15 protein-coding genes, 1 pseudogene, 1 riboswitch and 1 other annotated feature are annotated in these 16,927 nt (G+C 34.8%); of the genes and pseudogenes, 11 read left to right on the forward strand and 5 right to left on the reverse strand.

The genetic code is table 11. The features are described 5' to 3' along the window. Positions 1–43 precede the first annotated feature (43 nt). Entirely contained in the window at positions 44–178 is a 135-nt protein-coding gene (locus MHH42_RS08775) for a DUF3934 domain-containing protein (RefSeq protein WP_000047591.1), read from the reverse strand. A 406-nt stretch (positions 179–584) separates the two neighbouring features. Then, positions 585–842: a binding site (T-box leader), on the forward strand. Between the two features lie 70 nt (positions 843–912). On the opposite strand from MHH42_RS08775, the gene asnA reads away from it, so the two are divergent. Continuing rightward, positions 913–1,896, forward strand: a complete 984-nt coding sequence (gene asnA, locus MHH42_RS08780; RefSeq protein WP_000284901.1) for an aspartate--ammonia ligase — start codon at positions 913–915, stop codon at positions 1,894–1,896. Positions 1,897–2,045: 149 nt separating this feature from the next. Next, positions 2,046–2,495: a helix-turn-helix domain-containing protein gene (locus tag MHH42_RS08785; protein ID WP_000021945.1), complete on the forward strand. Its 450-nt coding sequence runs from the start codon at positions 2,046–2,048 to the stop codon at positions 2,493–2,495. A 190-nt stretch (positions 2,496–2,685) separates the two neighbouring features. Here the strand turns inward: MHH42_RS08785 and MHH42_RS08790 are convergent, their stop codons facing one another. After that, on the reverse strand, positions 2,686–3,915 hold the full coding sequence (locus tag MHH42_RS08790) for an aspartate kinase (RefSeq protein ID WP_000448019.1): 1,230 nt from the start codon (positions 3,913–3,915) through the stop codon (positions 2,686–2,688). Between the two features lie 201 nt (positions 3,916–4,116). Continuing rightward, positions 4,117–4,303, reverse strand: a riboswitch (Lysine riboswitch). Positions 4,304–4,495: 192 nt separating this feature from the next. Here MHH42_RS08790 and MHH42_RS08795 point away from each other — a divergent pair. Genes MHH42_RS08795 through MHH42_RS08805 form a run of 3 tightly spaced genes read left to right on the forward strand, consistent with a single transcriptional unit; the run spans position 4,496 to position 7,648 of the window. Continuing rightward, on the forward strand, positions 4,496–5,401 hold the full coding sequence (locus MHH42_RS08795) for a DoxX-like family protein (RefSeq protein ID WP_340893172.1): 906 nt from the start codon (positions 4,496–4,498) through the stop codon (positions 5,399–5,401). Positions 5,402–5,405: 4 nt separating this feature from the next. After that, positions 5,406–6,017: a DUF4166 domain-containing protein gene (locus MHH42_RS08800; RefSeq protein WP_000182194.1), complete on the forward strand. Its 612-nt coding sequence runs from the start codon at positions 5,406–5,408 to the stop codon at positions 6,015–6,017. A gap of 5 nt (positions 6,018–6,022) precedes the next feature. After that, positions 6,023–7,648, forward strand: coding sequence for a YndJ family protein (locus MHH42_RS08805; protein WP_000789364.1), 1,626 nt, complete (start codon positions 6,023–6,025; stop codon positions 7,646–7,648). A gap of 28 nt (positions 7,649–7,676) precedes the next feature. Here the strand turns inward: MHH42_RS08805 and MHH42_RS08810 are convergent, their stop codons facing one another. After that, positions 7,677–8,162 (reverse strand): 8-oxo-dGTP diphosphatase, encoded by a 486-nt coding sequence (locus MHH42_RS08810; RefSeq protein ID WP_001139825.1) that lies wholly within the window; start codon positions 8,160–8,162, stop codon positions 7,677–7,679. A gap of 139 nt (positions 8,163–8,301) precedes the next feature. On the opposite strand from MHH42_RS08810, the gene MHH42_RS08815 reads away from it, so the two are divergent. Both MHH42_RS08815 and MHH42_RS08820 read left to right on the forward strand, forming a co-directional pair. Beyond that, positions 8,302–9,564 carry an MFS transporter gene (locus tag MHH42_RS08815; protein ID WP_340893173.1) on the forward strand — a complete coding sequence of 421 codons (1,263 nt, stop codon included), beginning with the start codon at positions 8,302–8,304 and terminating at the stop codon, positions 9,562–9,564. 34 nt (positions 9,565–9,598) lie between these two features. After that, a pseudogene (locus tag MHH42_RS08820) lies at positions 9,599–9,844 on the forward strand (hypothetical protein). 53 nt (positions 9,845–9,897) lie between these two features. Here the strand turns inward: MHH42_RS08820 and MHH42_RS08825 are convergent. Then, positions 9,898–10,362 carry a hypothetical protein gene (locus MHH42_RS08825; protein WP_000823157.1) on the reverse strand — a complete coding sequence of 155 codons (465 nt, stop codon included), beginning with the start codon at positions 10,360–10,362 and terminating at the stop codon, positions 9,898–9,900. Between the two features lie 728 nt (positions 10,363–11,090). On the opposite strand from MHH42_RS08825, the gene MHH42_RS08835 reads away from it, so the two are divergent. Together MHH42_RS08835 and MHH42_RS08840 are read left to right on the forward strand one after the other, a co-directional pair. Then, positions 11,091–11,903, forward strand: coding sequence for a polyphosphate kinase 2 family protein (locus tag MHH42_RS08835; protein ID WP_000427321.1), 813 nt, complete (start codon positions 11,091–11,093; stop codon positions 11,901–11,903). 187 nt (positions 11,904–12,090) lie between these two features. Further along, entirely contained in the window at positions 12,091–13,365 is a 1,275-nt protein-coding gene (locus tag MHH42_RS08840; RefSeq protein WP_000569593.1) for an MFS transporter, read from the forward strand. Positions 13,366–13,411: 46 nt separating this feature from the next. Here MHH42_RS08840 and MHH42_RS08845 read toward each other — a convergent pair whose 3' ends face one another. After that, on the reverse strand, positions 13,412–14,395 hold the full coding sequence (locus MHH42_RS08845; protein ID WP_001086330.1) for a ketoacyl-ACP synthase III: 984 nt from the start codon (positions 14,393–14,395) through the stop codon (positions 13,412–13,414). A 180-nt stretch (positions 14,396–14,575) separates the two neighbouring features. On the opposite strand from MHH42_RS08845, the gene MHH42_RS08850 reads away from it, so the two are divergent. Together MHH42_RS08850 and hflX are read left to right on the forward strand one after the other, a co-directional pair. Next, on the forward strand, positions 14,576–15,130 hold the full coding sequence (locus MHH42_RS08850; protein ID WP_000821918.1) for a hypothetical protein: 555 nt from the start codon (positions 14,576–14,578) through the stop codon (positions 15,128–15,130). A 483-nt stretch (positions 15,131–15,613) separates the two neighbouring features. Beyond that, positions 15,614–16,873, forward strand: a complete 1,260-nt coding sequence (gene hflX, locus MHH42_RS08855) for a GTPase HflX (RefSeq protein WP_000391889.1) — start codon at positions 15,614–15,616, stop codon at positions 16,871–16,873. Positions 16,874–16,927: the final 54 nt, after the last annotated feature.

Below are 16,927 nucleotides of genomic sequence, written 5' to 3' on the forward strand. Positions count from 1 at the left end.
TATTTTGTTTTGAACAAAGTAAAGAAATCAAATGGTATTTAAATTACTTCTTTGTGCCTTTACTTTTATATGGCTTTGCTGCTTTCTTTTTCTTTGCACTTGATTGCCAACGGTTCCATCCTTTACTTCCTGTACCTTGTCCTACACCTTTTTTCGGTTTCGCTTTCGTTTTGCTCATATGATCACTCCGTTATATAAAAATCTTGTTTGATAATAGTCAATGAATTAGAAAATACTCTTGATAAATGACTATGTTTGCTTTAAGTAAAAACAAACTGCTTGAATGCTATAGTATATCATGAAATTGCAAGTAAACTGAAAGGAATTACAAAGAAAATGAAAATAATAAGAAATACTGCGGATTCTATATTTCGAACGATTACACTAATTGTTGTGTATACGTTAGTTTCGGTTAGTGAAACATTTTTTGGATTGACGAGGCAGAAGAAGTAAAGATGTTAAATTAACAACAATCAATAAAGCCGTAAAATATAGAATTGAAAAATATTTTAAAACTTTTTGTTGACTTTCTTTATTTTTTGTATAGAATAATCATTAATAAAATGTTTCAGAGATGTGACAACAAAACGACTATGAAAGGACGAGTAGTAGTAGGACGTAGTCTAAGCGAGTCAGGGGTGGTGTGAGCCTGATACGAAGCCTATTATGAAGAACCTCCTGGAGTTGCTAACCGAAACCCTTTATAGGAAAGTAGACTTAGCCGGGCACTTCGCCGTTACAAGAAGAACAGTATCGAGATCTTCATCTCCGTACTGTATAAGTGAGCAACCTCTGTTGCTAATTTGGGTGGTACCGCGGAACCAAAGCCTTTCGTCCCAGTTTTTTGGGGAAGAAGGGCTTTTTTTGTTGGCTTCTTTTCACAACATCCAAACATTTTAGGGGGAAACCACCATGTATCAATCATTAATGACAGTAAGAGAGACTCAAATCGCAATTAAGGAAGTTAAAACATTTTTCGAAGACCAATTAGCAAAACGTCTTGAACTATTCCGCGTATCTGCACCATTATTCGTAACAAAAAAATCAGGATTAAACGATCATCTAAACGGTGTAGAACGTCCAATTGAATTTGATATGTTACATTCAGGAGAAGAATTAGAAATTGTTCATTCACTAGCAAAGTGGAAACGATTTGCACTACATGAATATGGATATGAAGCTGGTGAAGGTTTATATACAAACATGAACGCGATTCGTCGTGATGAAGAACTTGATGCAACACATTCCATTTACGTCGACCAATGGGATTGGGAAAAAATCGTTCAAAAAGAATGGCGCACTGTAGATTACTTACAAGAAACAGTACGGACAATTTATGGAATATTCAAAGATTTGGAAGATCACTTATTTGAAAAATATCCGTTCCTTGGAAAGTATTTACCAGAAGAAGTTGTTTTCATTACTTCCCAAGAGCTAGAAGATAAATATCCAGAATTAACGCCGAAAGACCGTGAACATGCAATTGCAAAAGAACACGGTGCAGTCTTCATTATCGGAATTGGTGATGCACTTCGTTCAGGTGAAAAGCATGACGGACGCGCAGCCGATTATGATGATTGGAAATTAAACGGTGACATTTTATTCTGGCACCCAGTATTACAAGCTTCATTCGAATTATCATCAATGGGAATTCGTGTTGATAGTAAATCACTTGATGAACAGTTAACAAAAACGGGTGATGATTTCAAACGTGAGTATGATTTCCATAAAGGTATTTTAGAAGATGTACTACCATTAACAATTGGTGGTGGTATTGGACAATCAAGAATGTGCATGTACTTTTTACGCAAAGCACATATCGGTGAAGTTCAATCTTCTGTATGGCCTGACGATTTACGTGAAGCTTGTAAGAAAGAAAACATTCACCTGTTTTAATTAATATAAGTGAGAGGGAGAGTAGCTTGAAAATAGAGTTACTCTCCCTTTTTTTATTGTGTAAACTAGTGGTTTACAGTGCGTGTTACTAATAGTTTCTTTCTTTTTTATCTCCCTTTATGTAATAATTTGCTAAAGGAGGGGACGTTATGAGTATAGGAGAACAGCTAAAAAAACTAAGAGAATCAAAGGAGTTTTCGCAAGAGGATGTTGCTAAAAAAATTGGTGTGACGAGGCAAGCGGTTTATAAGTGGGAAAATGATAAAAGTTACCCTGACATTGATAATTTAATTTTACTGAGCGAAATGTACAACGTTACGCTAGATGAGTTAATAAAAGGGAATCAAAGCTTTAAAGAGAAAATACATATTGATGAAGAAGAGGCGGATTTTGAGAAAGAGAATGAGTTTGGTTTTTATATTGGATGTGGTTTGCTCATTATGAGTGCGTTCATTGAGTATGAAAAAATACAGGTGGTTGTATTAGGAATTGCACTATTCATGATGGTCTTTTACTCGGATGTGAAGAAAATTATTTTCAATGAATATAGATCATTTTTTCAAGGGAAAGAGAGAAACGATATGTGTGATAAGAAGTAAGAAGAGTCAACTATATTTCCTAGGAAAGAGTTTAAAGAATAATTTCATTGTTTTATAATGATTTTTGGATATCGATAATATATTAAAAAGCTGTTTGCGTAGAGTCTTGAAATCTATGCAAACAGCTTTTTATTTATATAGGAAAGAAATAGATTAATATGTTTTTGTAAGTTGCAATAAAAATATTAAATTAGCTCATTTGCACTAAAGGCTCAATTTTCGCCATAAATGATTGATGAAGTGCTTCCACACCTGTTACTAAATGAAGGCGGTCAATAACGACAGACACTTTAATTTCAGATGTACTTACCATTTTAATATGAATATCTTCTTCTTTTAAAGTAGTGAACATATTCGCAGCAACACCTGGATTAGATACCATACCAGATCCTACAATTGATACTTTTGCTAAATGATTTTCATGTTCTACAGACTCATAGTGAAGATCTTCTTGGTTCTGTTCCAATACTTCTAGTGTTTCTTGTAAGTCATTAGAATGGATAGAGAAGGAAAGATGAACAGTTCCTTCATTTGTAATACTTTGAATAATAATATCTACATTAATATGTGCGTTAGCTAACGTAGAGAAAATTATTGAAAGTGAACCTTGTTCCAATCCTTTCACTGTGACACGTGTAATATTATCTTCAAAAGCAATACCTTTAACGATTGATTGTTGTTCCATGTTACATTCTCCTTTTACAATTGTTCCGTTTTCTTGTTCCATACTTGAGCGAACTTCTAAAACGACATGATGATTTTTGGCAAATTCAACAGCACGTGGATGTAATACGCCGGCGCCGAGGTTTGCCAGTTCTAACATTTCATCATAAGAAATTTCATCTAATTTGTAAGCTGTCTTTACAACTCGTGGATCCGTCGTGTATACGCCTGTTACATCCGTATAAATATCACATTTTTTCGCTTTTAGTGCCGCTGCTAATGCAACAGCTGTCGTATCAGAGCCACCACGTCCAAGCGTTGTAATTTCATTTTTTTCACTGATTCCTTGGAAACCAGCTACGATAACAATCGTGCCTTCAGTAAGATAAGACTGAATACGCTCAACGTTAATGTCAGTAATCCGTGCACTACTGTGTACAGATTCTGTCGTAATACCAGCTTGCCATCCTGTTAATGAAATTGCGTTATAACCTTTTGCTTGTAGTACCATTGTTAATAATGAAATAGTTACTTGTTCTCCTGTAGATAGAAGCATATCCATTTCACGTTTACTCGGATTTTCCGCAATAGCGTTAGCAAGTGCTACAAGTTCATCTGTGCTTTTCCCCATTGCTGAAACGACAGAGACGATACTATGTCCTCGTTCATATTCTTCAATAATTAAATTTGCCACATGTTGAATGCGCTCAACACTTCCGACAGAAGTACCACCAAATTTTTGTACAATCGTTTCCATTACGAATTCCTTCTTTCGTCCATTTTTAAGAATAGATTAGGACATATATAAATCCCAATATTCCTGTAGTTACCAGAGAGAAAAACAAAAAACACCATCTCAAATAAGTGAGGATGGTGCTGTTACAGGAAAAGGGAAACAGAAAACGGAGCTAATAAAAAAACCGCCAAAAAAGGAATACCATGAAAATGATATCTCTTTTTTGTAGATAGCTCTTCATACGTACATGTCTGTACATATGACAGTTCTGTTTCTATTCGAAAACAGCCCCAATTGATAAATGCAGAGAAATTTATCAATTTCGGCAACACTTCCTTTCATCCAATTTCATAGACATCTCTGTGTCTCCATTAGAATACTCATAAGTATTGCAACCTCTATCTCACGTTTTAGGCGAGAGTGTTTGATTTATGAAGTTGTTGGTAACATTTGTTTTATAATAATTTAAATTATTCAGGGAATCAAGTGTTTTATATGTATTTTCAAAATTCTTTCTTTTTAGAGATAAAGTTTGTGAAAAATGTAGCAAAATACATATATTACATGTACATTAAAAATATAGAGTGTAGGAGGTCGGAGTATGAAAAGAAAAAGGCCTATTTATGTTGCAACAGAAATGAAAACGACAATAGAGAAATTATGGGAATATACGCAAGAACCAGACCTACATACAGAGTGGGATGCTCGTTTTACTGAAATTTCGTATTTAGAGAAAAAAGAGGGAGAACCACAGAAGTTTTTATATAAAACAAAGATAGGATTTGGGCTTGAAATAGGCGGAGAAGGGGAATCGATAGGTGAAATAAGAAAAGAAACTGGTGAACGGATTTCTTCTTTGAAATTTTGGACAGACAATACATTATCACTTATACGAATAGGGCGTGGTTATTGGAAGTATACACCGCATAAAGAATGTATTCATTTTGAAACGCAATATGATTATGATACAAGATTTGGTCGTATAGGAAATGTGGTAGATTCCTATATTTTTCGTCCGTTATTAGGTTGGGCGACTGCTTGGAGTTTTGATGCCTTAAAATTATGGTTAGAAAAGGGGCTTCATCCTAGGTTACTAATTAGAAGAACAATGACGTATTGGCTCGTATGTTTTTTATTTGCTTTTGTATGGATATATCAAGGAATTGTCCCGAAAATAATTTTTAGCCATCCAGAAGAAGTGAAGATGCTTTCACTCATTGGGTCGAATGAAAGCAGTGTATTTATACTTAAAATGATTGGGATATTAGAAATTATTTTTGGTGCCATATGGGTACTTCCACTTCCAAAACGAAAAATATTTATAATGCATATTGTTATGTTAATAGCTTTAACGATAGCAGCAGGATGGACGAATATCGCAAGCTTTACAGGGCCGTTTAATCCAATCGCATTAAATCTTCTTCTAATCGGATTATCGATTGTCGGTTATTTGAATAGCTTTGATTTGCCAAGCGCAAACAATTGTAAGAGGACGAGAAAGGGATAAGTGTATGACTAATATTTATGAAAGACTATTAGGGGATTCTTATAAAAAACTTCATCCGAAATTACAGAAACGCTATGAGGTTACAGAAGAAAATAGCTTCGTCGGAGAAGGGAAGATGGATGAAATTTACGGAGGTTCTTTTTTCGTTAAAATGATATTAAAAATTGCAGCCAAGTTTCGAATGTTTTTTTCTGAGCGAGGGCAAGAAGTTCCGTTTACGATACATAATTACGCTGAGCGGGATGAACATGGAAATGAATCTGTACGGTGGAATCGTACTTTTTATTTTCATAATAAGAAAAGATATTTTAACGCCGTTATGCAGCTGGATGAGGAGAAACATGAAATCGTAGATTATTTTGGTGAGCCGCATATACTTGTTTCTACATTGAATTTTCATATTGACGAGGCAGGTGGAATGCATATTTCTTCAAAAAAACAATGGTTTTATATGTTAGGGAGAAAAATTCCGTTACCGAAATTTTTATACGGAGAAGCAAAAATTTTTGAAAGTTATGATGAAGCACTGAAATGTTTTCGAATTCATGTACAAGTACGAAATCCGTTAATTGGGCCTCTATTTTCATATAAAGGAACATTTGTGGAAAGGAAATAAACGAGATGAAAAATATAATATTTGGACTTGCTTGTTATATTATTTTTCTAATATGTGGGTGGTCAAATTTAAATCCTGTTGAAGCAATTATATTATTATCTGTTTTATTATTTATACCGATGTCTTTTTATATTATTGATAAAAGAACAAGAAATGGATCGTATTTATTATTTTATAAATTCGTATTGTTTTTATATCCAATCGCAGCAAGTAGCGCCATGCTAGCTTTCGTAACAAATCACTATTTCTTTGCGCTAATTTGGTTTGTATATACAGGAATTATTGCATTATTTGGTGTCAGTAGATTACTAGAAAGAGGTTGGAAACCGTTAGAAGAAACTGCGATAGATAGTGCGTTTATATATTTGTTTTTAGGTGGTTTTTGGTTTTTTGCCTCAGTAGCAAAACTTTCGATTATGCAGTTTAGCTCTGACATTGTTTTACTCACAGCTGCCCATTTTCATTATTCGGCGTTTCTATTGCCATTATCAGCTGGTTTAATAGGGAGAAAAAGAGAAAAGAGAAGTAAAGTGTATGATGTTATTATGTTTATCATCATGATTTCACCTATGACAGTTGCAATAGGAATTACATATTCGAGGATATTTGAATTTTTTGCAGTTGTGATATATTTATGTGCTATTTATGGATATTGTATTTACGTTTGGAAAGCGAAATTTAATGCTATTCGTGCAAAGGTTCTCTTAATCATTTCGTCTAGTACGCTCATGGTTACAATTATGTTCTCACTCATATATTCATACGGAAATTTAAAACAAGTACTGACGATTACAATTGCTCAAATGGTTTGGATTCACGGTGTGGTAAATGGTATTGGAGTAGCATTACCAGCATTTGTAGGTTGGATGATTGAAAAGAGTGCTCCAAATTATAAGTACTATGGGAAACCAATGAGTAGATTAAGAGGAAGCGTGAGAATTGGTGGGACATTTTTACAGAATGGAAATTTAGTAGATAGTAAGGAATACAACGGTTTAGTTGATAAAATAAATGATTTCCATAGTGAGTCATTTGACGTGACAAAGGTTCCTTTAAGTATGATTCGTTTTTATGAAAATACAGCAGCGTATGAGTTACAATCGAATATTAAATGGGCTCGTTGGTTCCGTCCATTTGCATTTTGTTATACGAAAATGAGTAAACGAGTAGGACAAATACATTTAGGGATGGGCGATAAGTGGGAAACAATGTATGGTTCTATCATAGGTGTAAATGATGAGAAAGATGGAAGAGAGAATGTAAGGGCTTGGCTAAGGGAAAATGAAGCAGGAGAGTCTATTTTTTTGGCTCTGTATTCAAAACATACGCATAAGAACGAGACATATATGAATATCGCATTGCCTTTACCTTATTCGAATATAACAGGTATTTTAAAAGTATGTAATGATAGCAATGATTTAATCATTACTAGTAAGTTGAGAGAAAATAGTAAGGGAGACGAGGGGATTTATTTACATACTGGTTTCTTTACAATCCGTTTACCGTTAACAGAGACTTTTATCATTAAAGAGGGAAAGGGTCACATGCTAACTGCTCACCATAAAATGTGGATATTCGGAGTTAAGTTTTTAGAAATTGATTATGAGATTAAGAAAATAGAGGTGAAGTAAGAAAAGCTTGGAGGGATTCCAAGCTTTTTTACGTATGGGTAATTGTCATAGCGACTTGTTTATCTAAGTCTCGGTCCCAAACACGTTGAATTTCAAACGTACCTTTTTTAAAAAATAATGGGAATCTTTCTTTAAACCAATCTTGCATAGGAAGATTGAGTGCTGTATCAATTGGCACCCATACTAATTCACCCTCAGGAGGATTAATAAGAAGCTCGCCTTCAAATGAGTCGGTCCAATAGTTGAATACCATATATCGAACATGCTCCTTAGGATTTACATATTCGTCTACCCCTTTAAAAGTTAAATTAGAAACGTATAGTCCAGTTTCTTCTTTCACTTCTCGTATAGCAGCTTGGACGATACTTTCTGGGAAATCTACTTTTCCGCCAGGAGCTATATAGCCAGGAAAGCCTCGATGATTGGGACGTTTTAAAAGTAAAATTTCATTGTTACGCTGGATCATACACATTGTATAGATCTGGTGCTCGATGTTATGTGAATTGGAAGGCATGACCATGTTTTCTCCTTTGTATTTTTTTGATAATTTTACCATAAATATAGTAGTTTCATATTATAATTTAAAATAGAATATTAATATTTTTCAGATGTTTATTATAGAATTTATAGTTAAGTGAAAAGAGGTGAGGAAAATGCAGGGAGAAATACAAACCAAAAAAGGTTTAGGATATGTCGGAAAATTACTGTTGCCAGTCAAAGTATCACGGCATTTTAAGTTTTTGTGGATTGGACAATTGCTTTCAACTTTAGGGAGTTCTATAACAATGGTTATTTTGCCAGTCGTTGTTTACTCACTAACTGGTTCAACAGTTGTAATGGGGATGACTATGGCAATGTATATGCTACCTAATATTCTTGCTTTACCGTTTGCAGGGTTAGTTGTAGATCGAATTGATCGAGTAAAATTAATGTTATTTACGGATATAATCCGCTGTATAGTAATGCTATTACTTGCATCACTTATATTTACGGATTTGTTAACGATTAGGCTGTTATATGTCCTCGTTGCCGTATATGGACTTATGGAAGGGATATTTCAGCCAGCATATTCTGCCGTGAGGGCGAAAGTATTCGTACCTGAAATTCGCAATGCAGCTAATGCATTAACGCAAATGAGTAATCAAGGCATACGGTTAATTGGACCAGCACTTGGTGGATTAATCGTTTCAGTTGCATCTGCTGGGATAGGATTTGGATTAGATGCAGCAACGTACTTATTATCATTTTTATGTTTATTATTTTTAAAAGAAATTAAGTTTAAAAAAATAAAATCGATTGAAAAGAGTAAGGTCGATTATAAAAAGGAGTTTATGGAGGGTGTTTTAGTTTTAAAAAGTCATCCGTGGCTTTGGATTACAATCTTCGTTTTTTCTTTCGTAAATATTTGTTATGCCGGAATTATCGTCGTATTAATTCCATGGTTATTTAATATTCATCATCATTTTGAAGCTTACGTTTACGGACTGGGAATGGCATCTTCTGGTGGCGGTGCTGTAATTGCCGCATTAATATTTGGTGGGAAAGAGCGGTGGCGCAAGAGAGGGTTACTGGCCTATGGAGGTGTTTTAATTAGCGGCTTCGCTCTATTAGTTATGCCTTTTATTTCTTGGGCGCCTGCTTTAATATTCTTAATGGCAATTGAAGGATTCGGTATGATGATATTTGGACTCATTTGGGAAACGAGTTTACAAGAGCTCGTACCGGAAGAAGCTTTCGGAAGAGTAGCAAGCCTTGATATGTTAGGTTCTTTTGCTTTATTGCCATTAGGATATGTAGTTGTTGGTTGGTTAGCGAATGTAATAGGCGGAGAGGTAACTATATTAATGCTAGCATTATTCGTAATCTTTACAATTGTAATAGCGCTATCTGTCCCAAGTATTCGTAAGTTTGATTAAAAATTTGGATGAATAATGAAAGGAGTTATCTTATATGGTTGTAGATTGCTTCAACGAATTTTTAGAATCGGAACTACAAGGCGAATATGTTGTAAAATAACAGGTATTTAATACGAAGAATTTTACTGTATATATTGTGACTCCTGTTGATAATAAAATAGAGTATGAACGGTTCATATTATTGAAGCATCTTTCTAATGAAGAGTCTTCTGTACATATATGGGAAACATGTATTTGCAAGAAAGCAACGAAAATGGCAATTGCAAAAGAAGTGACATAAGCAATCCAATCGGATTTCATAAAAAAAAGACTAAGCCATACTTAAAATAAGGCTTAGTCTTCATTAAATACAAATGTTTGTTTCATTTTTTTACCCTCATTTACCGGATGACCATTGTAAGAGAAATTCTTTTCTTCCCAAGTAATAACGACTTTAAAATTATGGCTATTAAAGTCTAATGGAAATACCATGTGGTCAAAGCTTGTATGACTTTTTGAGATGTTTTCATCAGATGTAGTAGGTGTAAAGGTAGCTTTAGATGTAGGCGTGTTATCAAGTATTTCTACAGATACATTTGAAACATCAGTACCGATATTTTTTACGAGTAAACTATACGTATCATATACACCTTGTTTTGACCGGATTACTTGTTCATTTGAGTTATGAGATTTATCAATTTCGATATACCATTGTTTAGACTTTAACACAATTGGTAGCGATTGAAATGTGTAAGCGCTAGCTTGCATTGGTAGTACTACACAAATAAGCACAAAGAGAAAGAATATTTTTCGTTTCATTTTTTGAGAACTCCCATTCTGTAACGGATTTATTTGTTATTATCTTCTCTTTATAAGAGGATATACCATTTAATGTAAGGGTGATTGTTAAGAATTATTACATTTGATTCATATGCTAATACACATCAAATGTAATCGGAAAAAATGAAATAGCGAACATAAGGGGAAGTGTATGTTGAGAATATTAATAAGTATGGGGAGCAGTGTTTTTCTGCAACTATTATTTTTGTATATAGTTATTTCTGGACTCTTATTAGACTTTAATCCTTGGTATGCAGTAATTGTGTATATAAGTGTTGCGATACTTAGTCTTATTTTAGGTATATATTCAATTGTCAGTTCTGTAAGAGAAAGTTCAAATGTTACGCTGCTTATAATACCAATAGGAGTTGTAACTACATAATTTTCAGTAGTAATCATTGGCTTTACAGTATTTGCTTATTTTTCACTAGAAGGGGGATGCCCCCAATCATTCGATTGTAAAATGTGAAAATTGCTTATAACATTCCACTAAACATATCTCCTATTGCAGGCACGGTTATTACAGTTGTTTTAATTGCTATATTCTTTATGAAAGCTGTGAGCAATAGAAAAGGGAATATCGAGGTAGATGTAAAGTTAGAGTGAAAAACTGTGTAGAGATTTTCCTGCACAGTTTTTTGTAATATGAAAAATTTACCAAAAATATGTTAAAATAATATTATCATACAACAAGGGGGATTTGTTTTATGGAAAATGGGCATCTTGCTAAAGTAGATTTAACGAAAAAAATTGAATCAAAATCTAAGTACAATAAGAAACTCGAAAAATATCAAAGGCGCTTATTAGCATTACAGCAAATTTTAAAAGAAGAAAAAATTGCGGTTATGCTCGTTATGGAAGGTTGGGATGCGGCTGGTAAAGGTGGGGCAATTAAGCGGGTGACGGAACATCTTGACCCGCGTGGGTTCCAAGTAAATCCAATTGGAGCGCCTGCACCTCATGAAAAACGTTACCATTATTTGCAACGTTTCTGGCGCAAAATTCCACAGTACGGGCAAATTACTATTTTTGATCGCTCATGGTATGGTCGTGTGTTAGTTGAGCGTGTGGAAGGATTTGCTACAAAGGAAGAGTGGATGAGAGCATATGATGAGATTAATGATTTTGAAAAACTACTAACAGATGACCATTACATAATAGGGAAGTTCTTCTACCATATAAGTAAAGAGGAGCAGTTAAAGAGGTTTAAAGATAGAGAGAAAAATCCTTTGAAAAGATGGAAAATTACAGACGAAGATTGGCGTAATCGTGAAAAATGGGATGAGTATGTTGAAGCAATGGAAGACATGTTTGAAAAAACAAGTAAGCCAAATGCGAAGTGGCAAATTATCGCGAGTAATGATAAATTATATGCACGTTTGAAAACATTGAAAGTGATTATTTCATTAATTGAGGATTATTTCTTAGAGCATGGTATAGAATTACCTTCTTATTATTATGAAATGAAAGAAGGTAAGGCAGAGGGCTTTGAAAATAATCAAGATGTAGTTGTAAAATAGTCGAAAGTTTTAATGTAAAATATAGGAAGATCTACCCTGTGATTTTGGGAGCCCCTCGGTAATGAGCGAAACATAAACCGTGGGGTTCTTTACATTAATAAATAAACTGTAGCATTTTAAATTTTGGGATTTTGTTGTTCTATAGTACATTAACAAGAGGTATTAGTTTTATAGAGAGGGTGAGGAAATGATAGAGATAGCAGATGCTTCAATACGTAATCGTATGTACACAGAAGAAGAGCAACAAAAATTATATAAACGAACATTAATAATCGTAAGTATTTCACAAATGTTCGGTGGAGCGGGATTAGCTGCTGGAATTACAGTAGGTGCACTTCTTGCGCAGCAAATGCTTGGGACAGATGCATATGCAGGATTACCGGCTGCTATGTTTACAATGGGGTCTGCGGTAGCGGCTTTCTTTGTTGGGAAGTTATCGCAAAAATATGGTCGCCGAATAGGACTTGCAACAGGGTTTATAGTAGGGGGGCTAGGGGCTATTGGAGTTGTATTGGCTGCTTTAACAAATAGTATTATTTTATTACTAGTCTCTTTACTCATATATGGTGCAGGTACAGCGACGAATCTACAAGCTCGTTATGCTGGTACCGATTTAGCAGATAAGAGACAACGAGCAACTGCTATTAGTATTACGATGGTTATGACGACTTTCGGTGCAGTTGCAGGACCGAACTTAGTAGGCGTAATGGGAGATTTTGCCCATTCAATCGGAATTCCTAACCTTGCAGGTCCGTTTATATTATCAGCAGCGGCATTTATACTGGCGGGTCTTGTCCTTTTTATTATGCTTCGTCCAGATCCATTAATTATTGCTAACATAATAGAAACATATAAACGAGAACATACATATAAAGGGCAACCAGTAACAGAAGAAGTGAAAGAAAACAAACGAGGTATTACAGTTGGAGCAATCGTTATGATACTTACTCAAATAGTGATGGTTGCGATTATGACGATGACGCCAGTTCATATGGGGCATCATGGTCATGGTTTAAGTGCAGTAGGGCTTGTAATTGGTTTTCATGTAGGTGCAATGTATCTTCCGTCTCTCGTTACAGGAATGTTAATTGATAAAATCGGACGAACTACGATGAGTATAGCTGGTGGAATAATTTTATTAGCGGCGGGTGTCATAGCTGCGATGGCGCCGAGTGATTCTTTACTATTATTAATTGTTGCTCTGTCTTTACTTGGGTTAGGTTGGAACCTCGGTTTAATAAGTGGCACAGCTCAAATTGTTGATGCAACTATACCTTCTACACGTGCAAAAACACAAGGCAAAATAGATGTATTTGTTGCGTTAGCTGGGGCTTCTGGTGGAGCGATGTCAGGTATGATAGTAGCGAATTCCAGTTATGCCGCATTATCATTAGCGGGAGGAGTGCTAGCATTATTGCTTATTCCTATTGTGATATGGTCTCGAAAAGGGGCGAGAAATTAAATGAGAAAGAGGTTCTAGTTACTAATTAGAACCTCTTTTTCAATACTTAACTTAAATCCCACTCCACAATAAGCCCTAAATGCGTAAGTCCACCGCCAAATCCGTATAGCAAAAGTGTATCTCCGTTATTTAATCTTCCTTTTTTTCTAGCTAAATCTAAAGCGAGTGGAATAGAGACGGAAGATGTATTCCCCATATCTTCCACACTCGTTAATGTTTTTTGAATAGATATTTTTGATTTTTCGCAAATAGATTCAATCATTCTTAAGTTAGCACTATGTGGTATGAACCAGTCTATATCATCTATTTGCAAATTTGCAGTATGTAATAGTTCTTTTATGCCGTATGGTACTGTTCGTACAGCCCATTTATATACTTCTCTTCCGTTTTGAACGATTTTTTCATTTGTTTGTAGTGGTGTGCCATTCATAGTAGTAGATAAGTTTGTTCTGTATAGATGAATACCACCGTCACCGTTTGTTCCCATGTGAGCAGCAATAAAGCTTGGTTTGTTTTCATCTCTTTCTAATAAAATAGCTCCAGCGCCATCACCGAACAAAATACAGGTCGTTCTATCGGTGTAATCAGTAACTTTAGATAATGTCTCTGTCGCTATGACGAGTACTTTTTGATGTGATCCAGAAGTGATTAAGCTATTACCGACATGCAGTCCGTATGTGAAACCAGCGCAAGTCGCATTTAAATCAAAAGCTAGTGTATGAGGTATGTTGAAGTATTGTTGTATTTGGCAAGCGACACTAGGAAAAACATAGTCAGCAGTAGTTGTAGCAACGATGATACAGTCAATATCTTCTAAGTTTTTCTTATATGTTGTACACAAATTTTCGACTGCTTTAATGGCTAAGTGTGAGGAGTATTCGTCTTCGTTAGCAATTCTTCTTTCTTTCATGCCTGTTCTTTGCACAATCCATTCATCATTCGTATGGACCATTTTTTCTAAATCGTTATTAGACAATATTTGATTTGGAACATAAGTACCAATTGCGGTAATACGAGATTTAGAATTCATAGGGACATCTCCTAACTTATTTTTATAACCTGATACTAATATCAGATTATAAAAATGTCAATAAAGACTTTTATTGTATGGAAACGATACCGTTTAATTTACTCTAGAGGAATTTGACGAGTAGCGTAAAAATAATATACGAGAAGCTTTTGAAATTGATAATGAAGGGAGTGGGGCTCCTTGAAAAGAATTTTGCGCATGTTACCTGTTGTCATTATTTGTAGCTTTATTCTTATTATTTTTCCAGAGAAATCTCATGCCTGTGATTGTATTAATGTAACAGCAGAAGATGCATTTCAAAAAAATGATGTAGTGTTTGAGGGGAAAGTAATTGAGATTGGAAGGAAAGAAGGGATTGGGATTGAAGTATTATTTGAAGTGAAGAAAATATGGAAAGGGACAACTTCTTCGCAAATTATCGTATATACAAATGGTGGTGATTGTGTGTTTCACTTTGTAGAGGGAGGAGAGTACTTAGTGTTTTCTTCTCAAAGGGGATCAGAAAAACAATTACACACACATAGTTGTAGTGGAACGAAGAGATTGGATGAGGCAGGGGTGGACAAAGCGGCTTTAAGTCATATTGCAAAAGAGTCTGTTCCGACGAAGAAAGTGAATTTAAAAGGTGGAATGGTGAGTGGTTTCAGTTGGTGGCAAGTTGCTATCATATCCATAGGTCTGCTATTGATCATTGCTGTTGTTAGTTTTTTTGTGAGAAGAACACGCAAAAAATGACGATTAAAGTAAAAATATAAAGATTTTCTTTCTGTTTCTATAGGGGGGTTAACCTTGTGAAAGCGAATTACTTATGCTACACTTTATATAACTTAAAATGAACGGAGGGGCTTCCTTTGATCTTAATCAGATTACGTCTCAATACTTTGTGCCGATAATTGAATAGCGCTCAAAGGCTCTGTCTGTGTACAGAGTGAACGGGATTGGTCTGCCTATTTTAAAGGAACCCTTTATTAAGCTTATATGTGAAAAAGAGGGAGGGACGAATACGCCCTCTTTTTGTTTTGCCTTTAAAATTAGATTGGGATCGTATAGGTGAACACTTGTTGTGGATTCGTATATGATCTTGAGACTTATTGACTATGAGATAGGATGAAAGTATAACTTTCTTCTATTTCTTTGGTGAACCCTTATCCGTTTACGAAAACACAGGCAGCGACCTGTGTTTTTTATTTTACGTAATCGAAATGGAGGAATAAATATATGGAAGAATTATTACAAAGAGCAGTTTTAGTTGGAGTGAATTTAGGAAATGAAGATGATTTTATATATTCTATGGAAGAGTTAACGAATCTTGCAGAAGCTTGTGATGTAGAGGTAATCGGGCAAGTGACGCAAAATTTACAACGAGTAAATCCATCACATTATATTGGAAAAGGAAAGATTGAAGAAGTAGCAGCCTATGTAAATGAAGTAGATGCGAATATGGTAATCTTTAATGACGAATTATCTCCTTCACAAATTCGAAATTTAGAGGAAGATTTAGACTGTAAAGTTATTGATCGTACCATTTTAATTTTAGATATTTTTGCGCAACGTGCGAAAACGAAAGAAGCGCAGCTGCAAGTAGAAGTAGCGCATCTTCAGTATATGATGCCTCGTTTAATCGGTCTTCGTGAATCATTAGGAAGACAGAGCGGCGGCGTTGGTACGAAAAATAAAGGTGTCGGTGAGAAGAAATTAGAGTTAGATCGTCGTAAAATTGAAGAGCAAATTTCAGTTTTAAATAAAGATTTAGAAGCGCTTGTTGCTCAGCGTCAAACGCAGCGAAAGCAACGTAAGAAAAATGAAGTACCAGTTGTAGCATTAGTAGGCTATACGAACGCAGGAAAATCAACGACGATGAATGCAATGCTGGAAATTTATAATGGTACGGAAGAAAAACAAGTATTTGAAAAAGATATGTTATTCGCGACATTAGAAACATCTGTACGAAATATTGATTTACCAGATAATAAATCATTTTTATTAACGGATACGGTTGGATTTGTAAGTAAATTACCACATCATCTTGTGAAAGCGTTCCGTTCAACGTTAGAAGAAGTAGCAGAAGCAGACTTACTTATTCACGTTGTAGATTACGCAAATCCAAATTATGAACAATTAATTGATATTACAAATGAAACGTTAAAGAAAATTGGAGTAGAAAATATTCCAACGATATATGCATATAACAAATCAGATATGATAGATGTTGAAATTCCAAAAGTACAAGAAGACCGCGTGTATTTATCTGCGAAGAAGCATGTTGGAATTGAAGAGCTTGTAGAAATGATTCGCTCGTATATTTATAAAGAGTATACGAAGTGTGAAATGTTAATTCCATATGACCAAGGACAGGTAGTTTCGTATTTCAACAATCATGCGCACGTTTTATCTACGAGTTATGAGAACGAAGGTACAAAAATTGAACTAGAATGTAAGACGAGTGATTACGAAAAGTATAAGCGTTTTGCGATTTAATTTGAGAGGCAACCCAGTATGTGATTGGGTTGCCTTTTTCTGTAATGTTTTACC

Source organism: Bacillus sp. FSL L8-0099 (genome assembly GCF_038006385.1).
Lineage (GTDB): Bacteria > Bacillota > Bacilli > Bacillales > Bacillaceae_G > Bacillus_A > Bacillus_A toyonensis.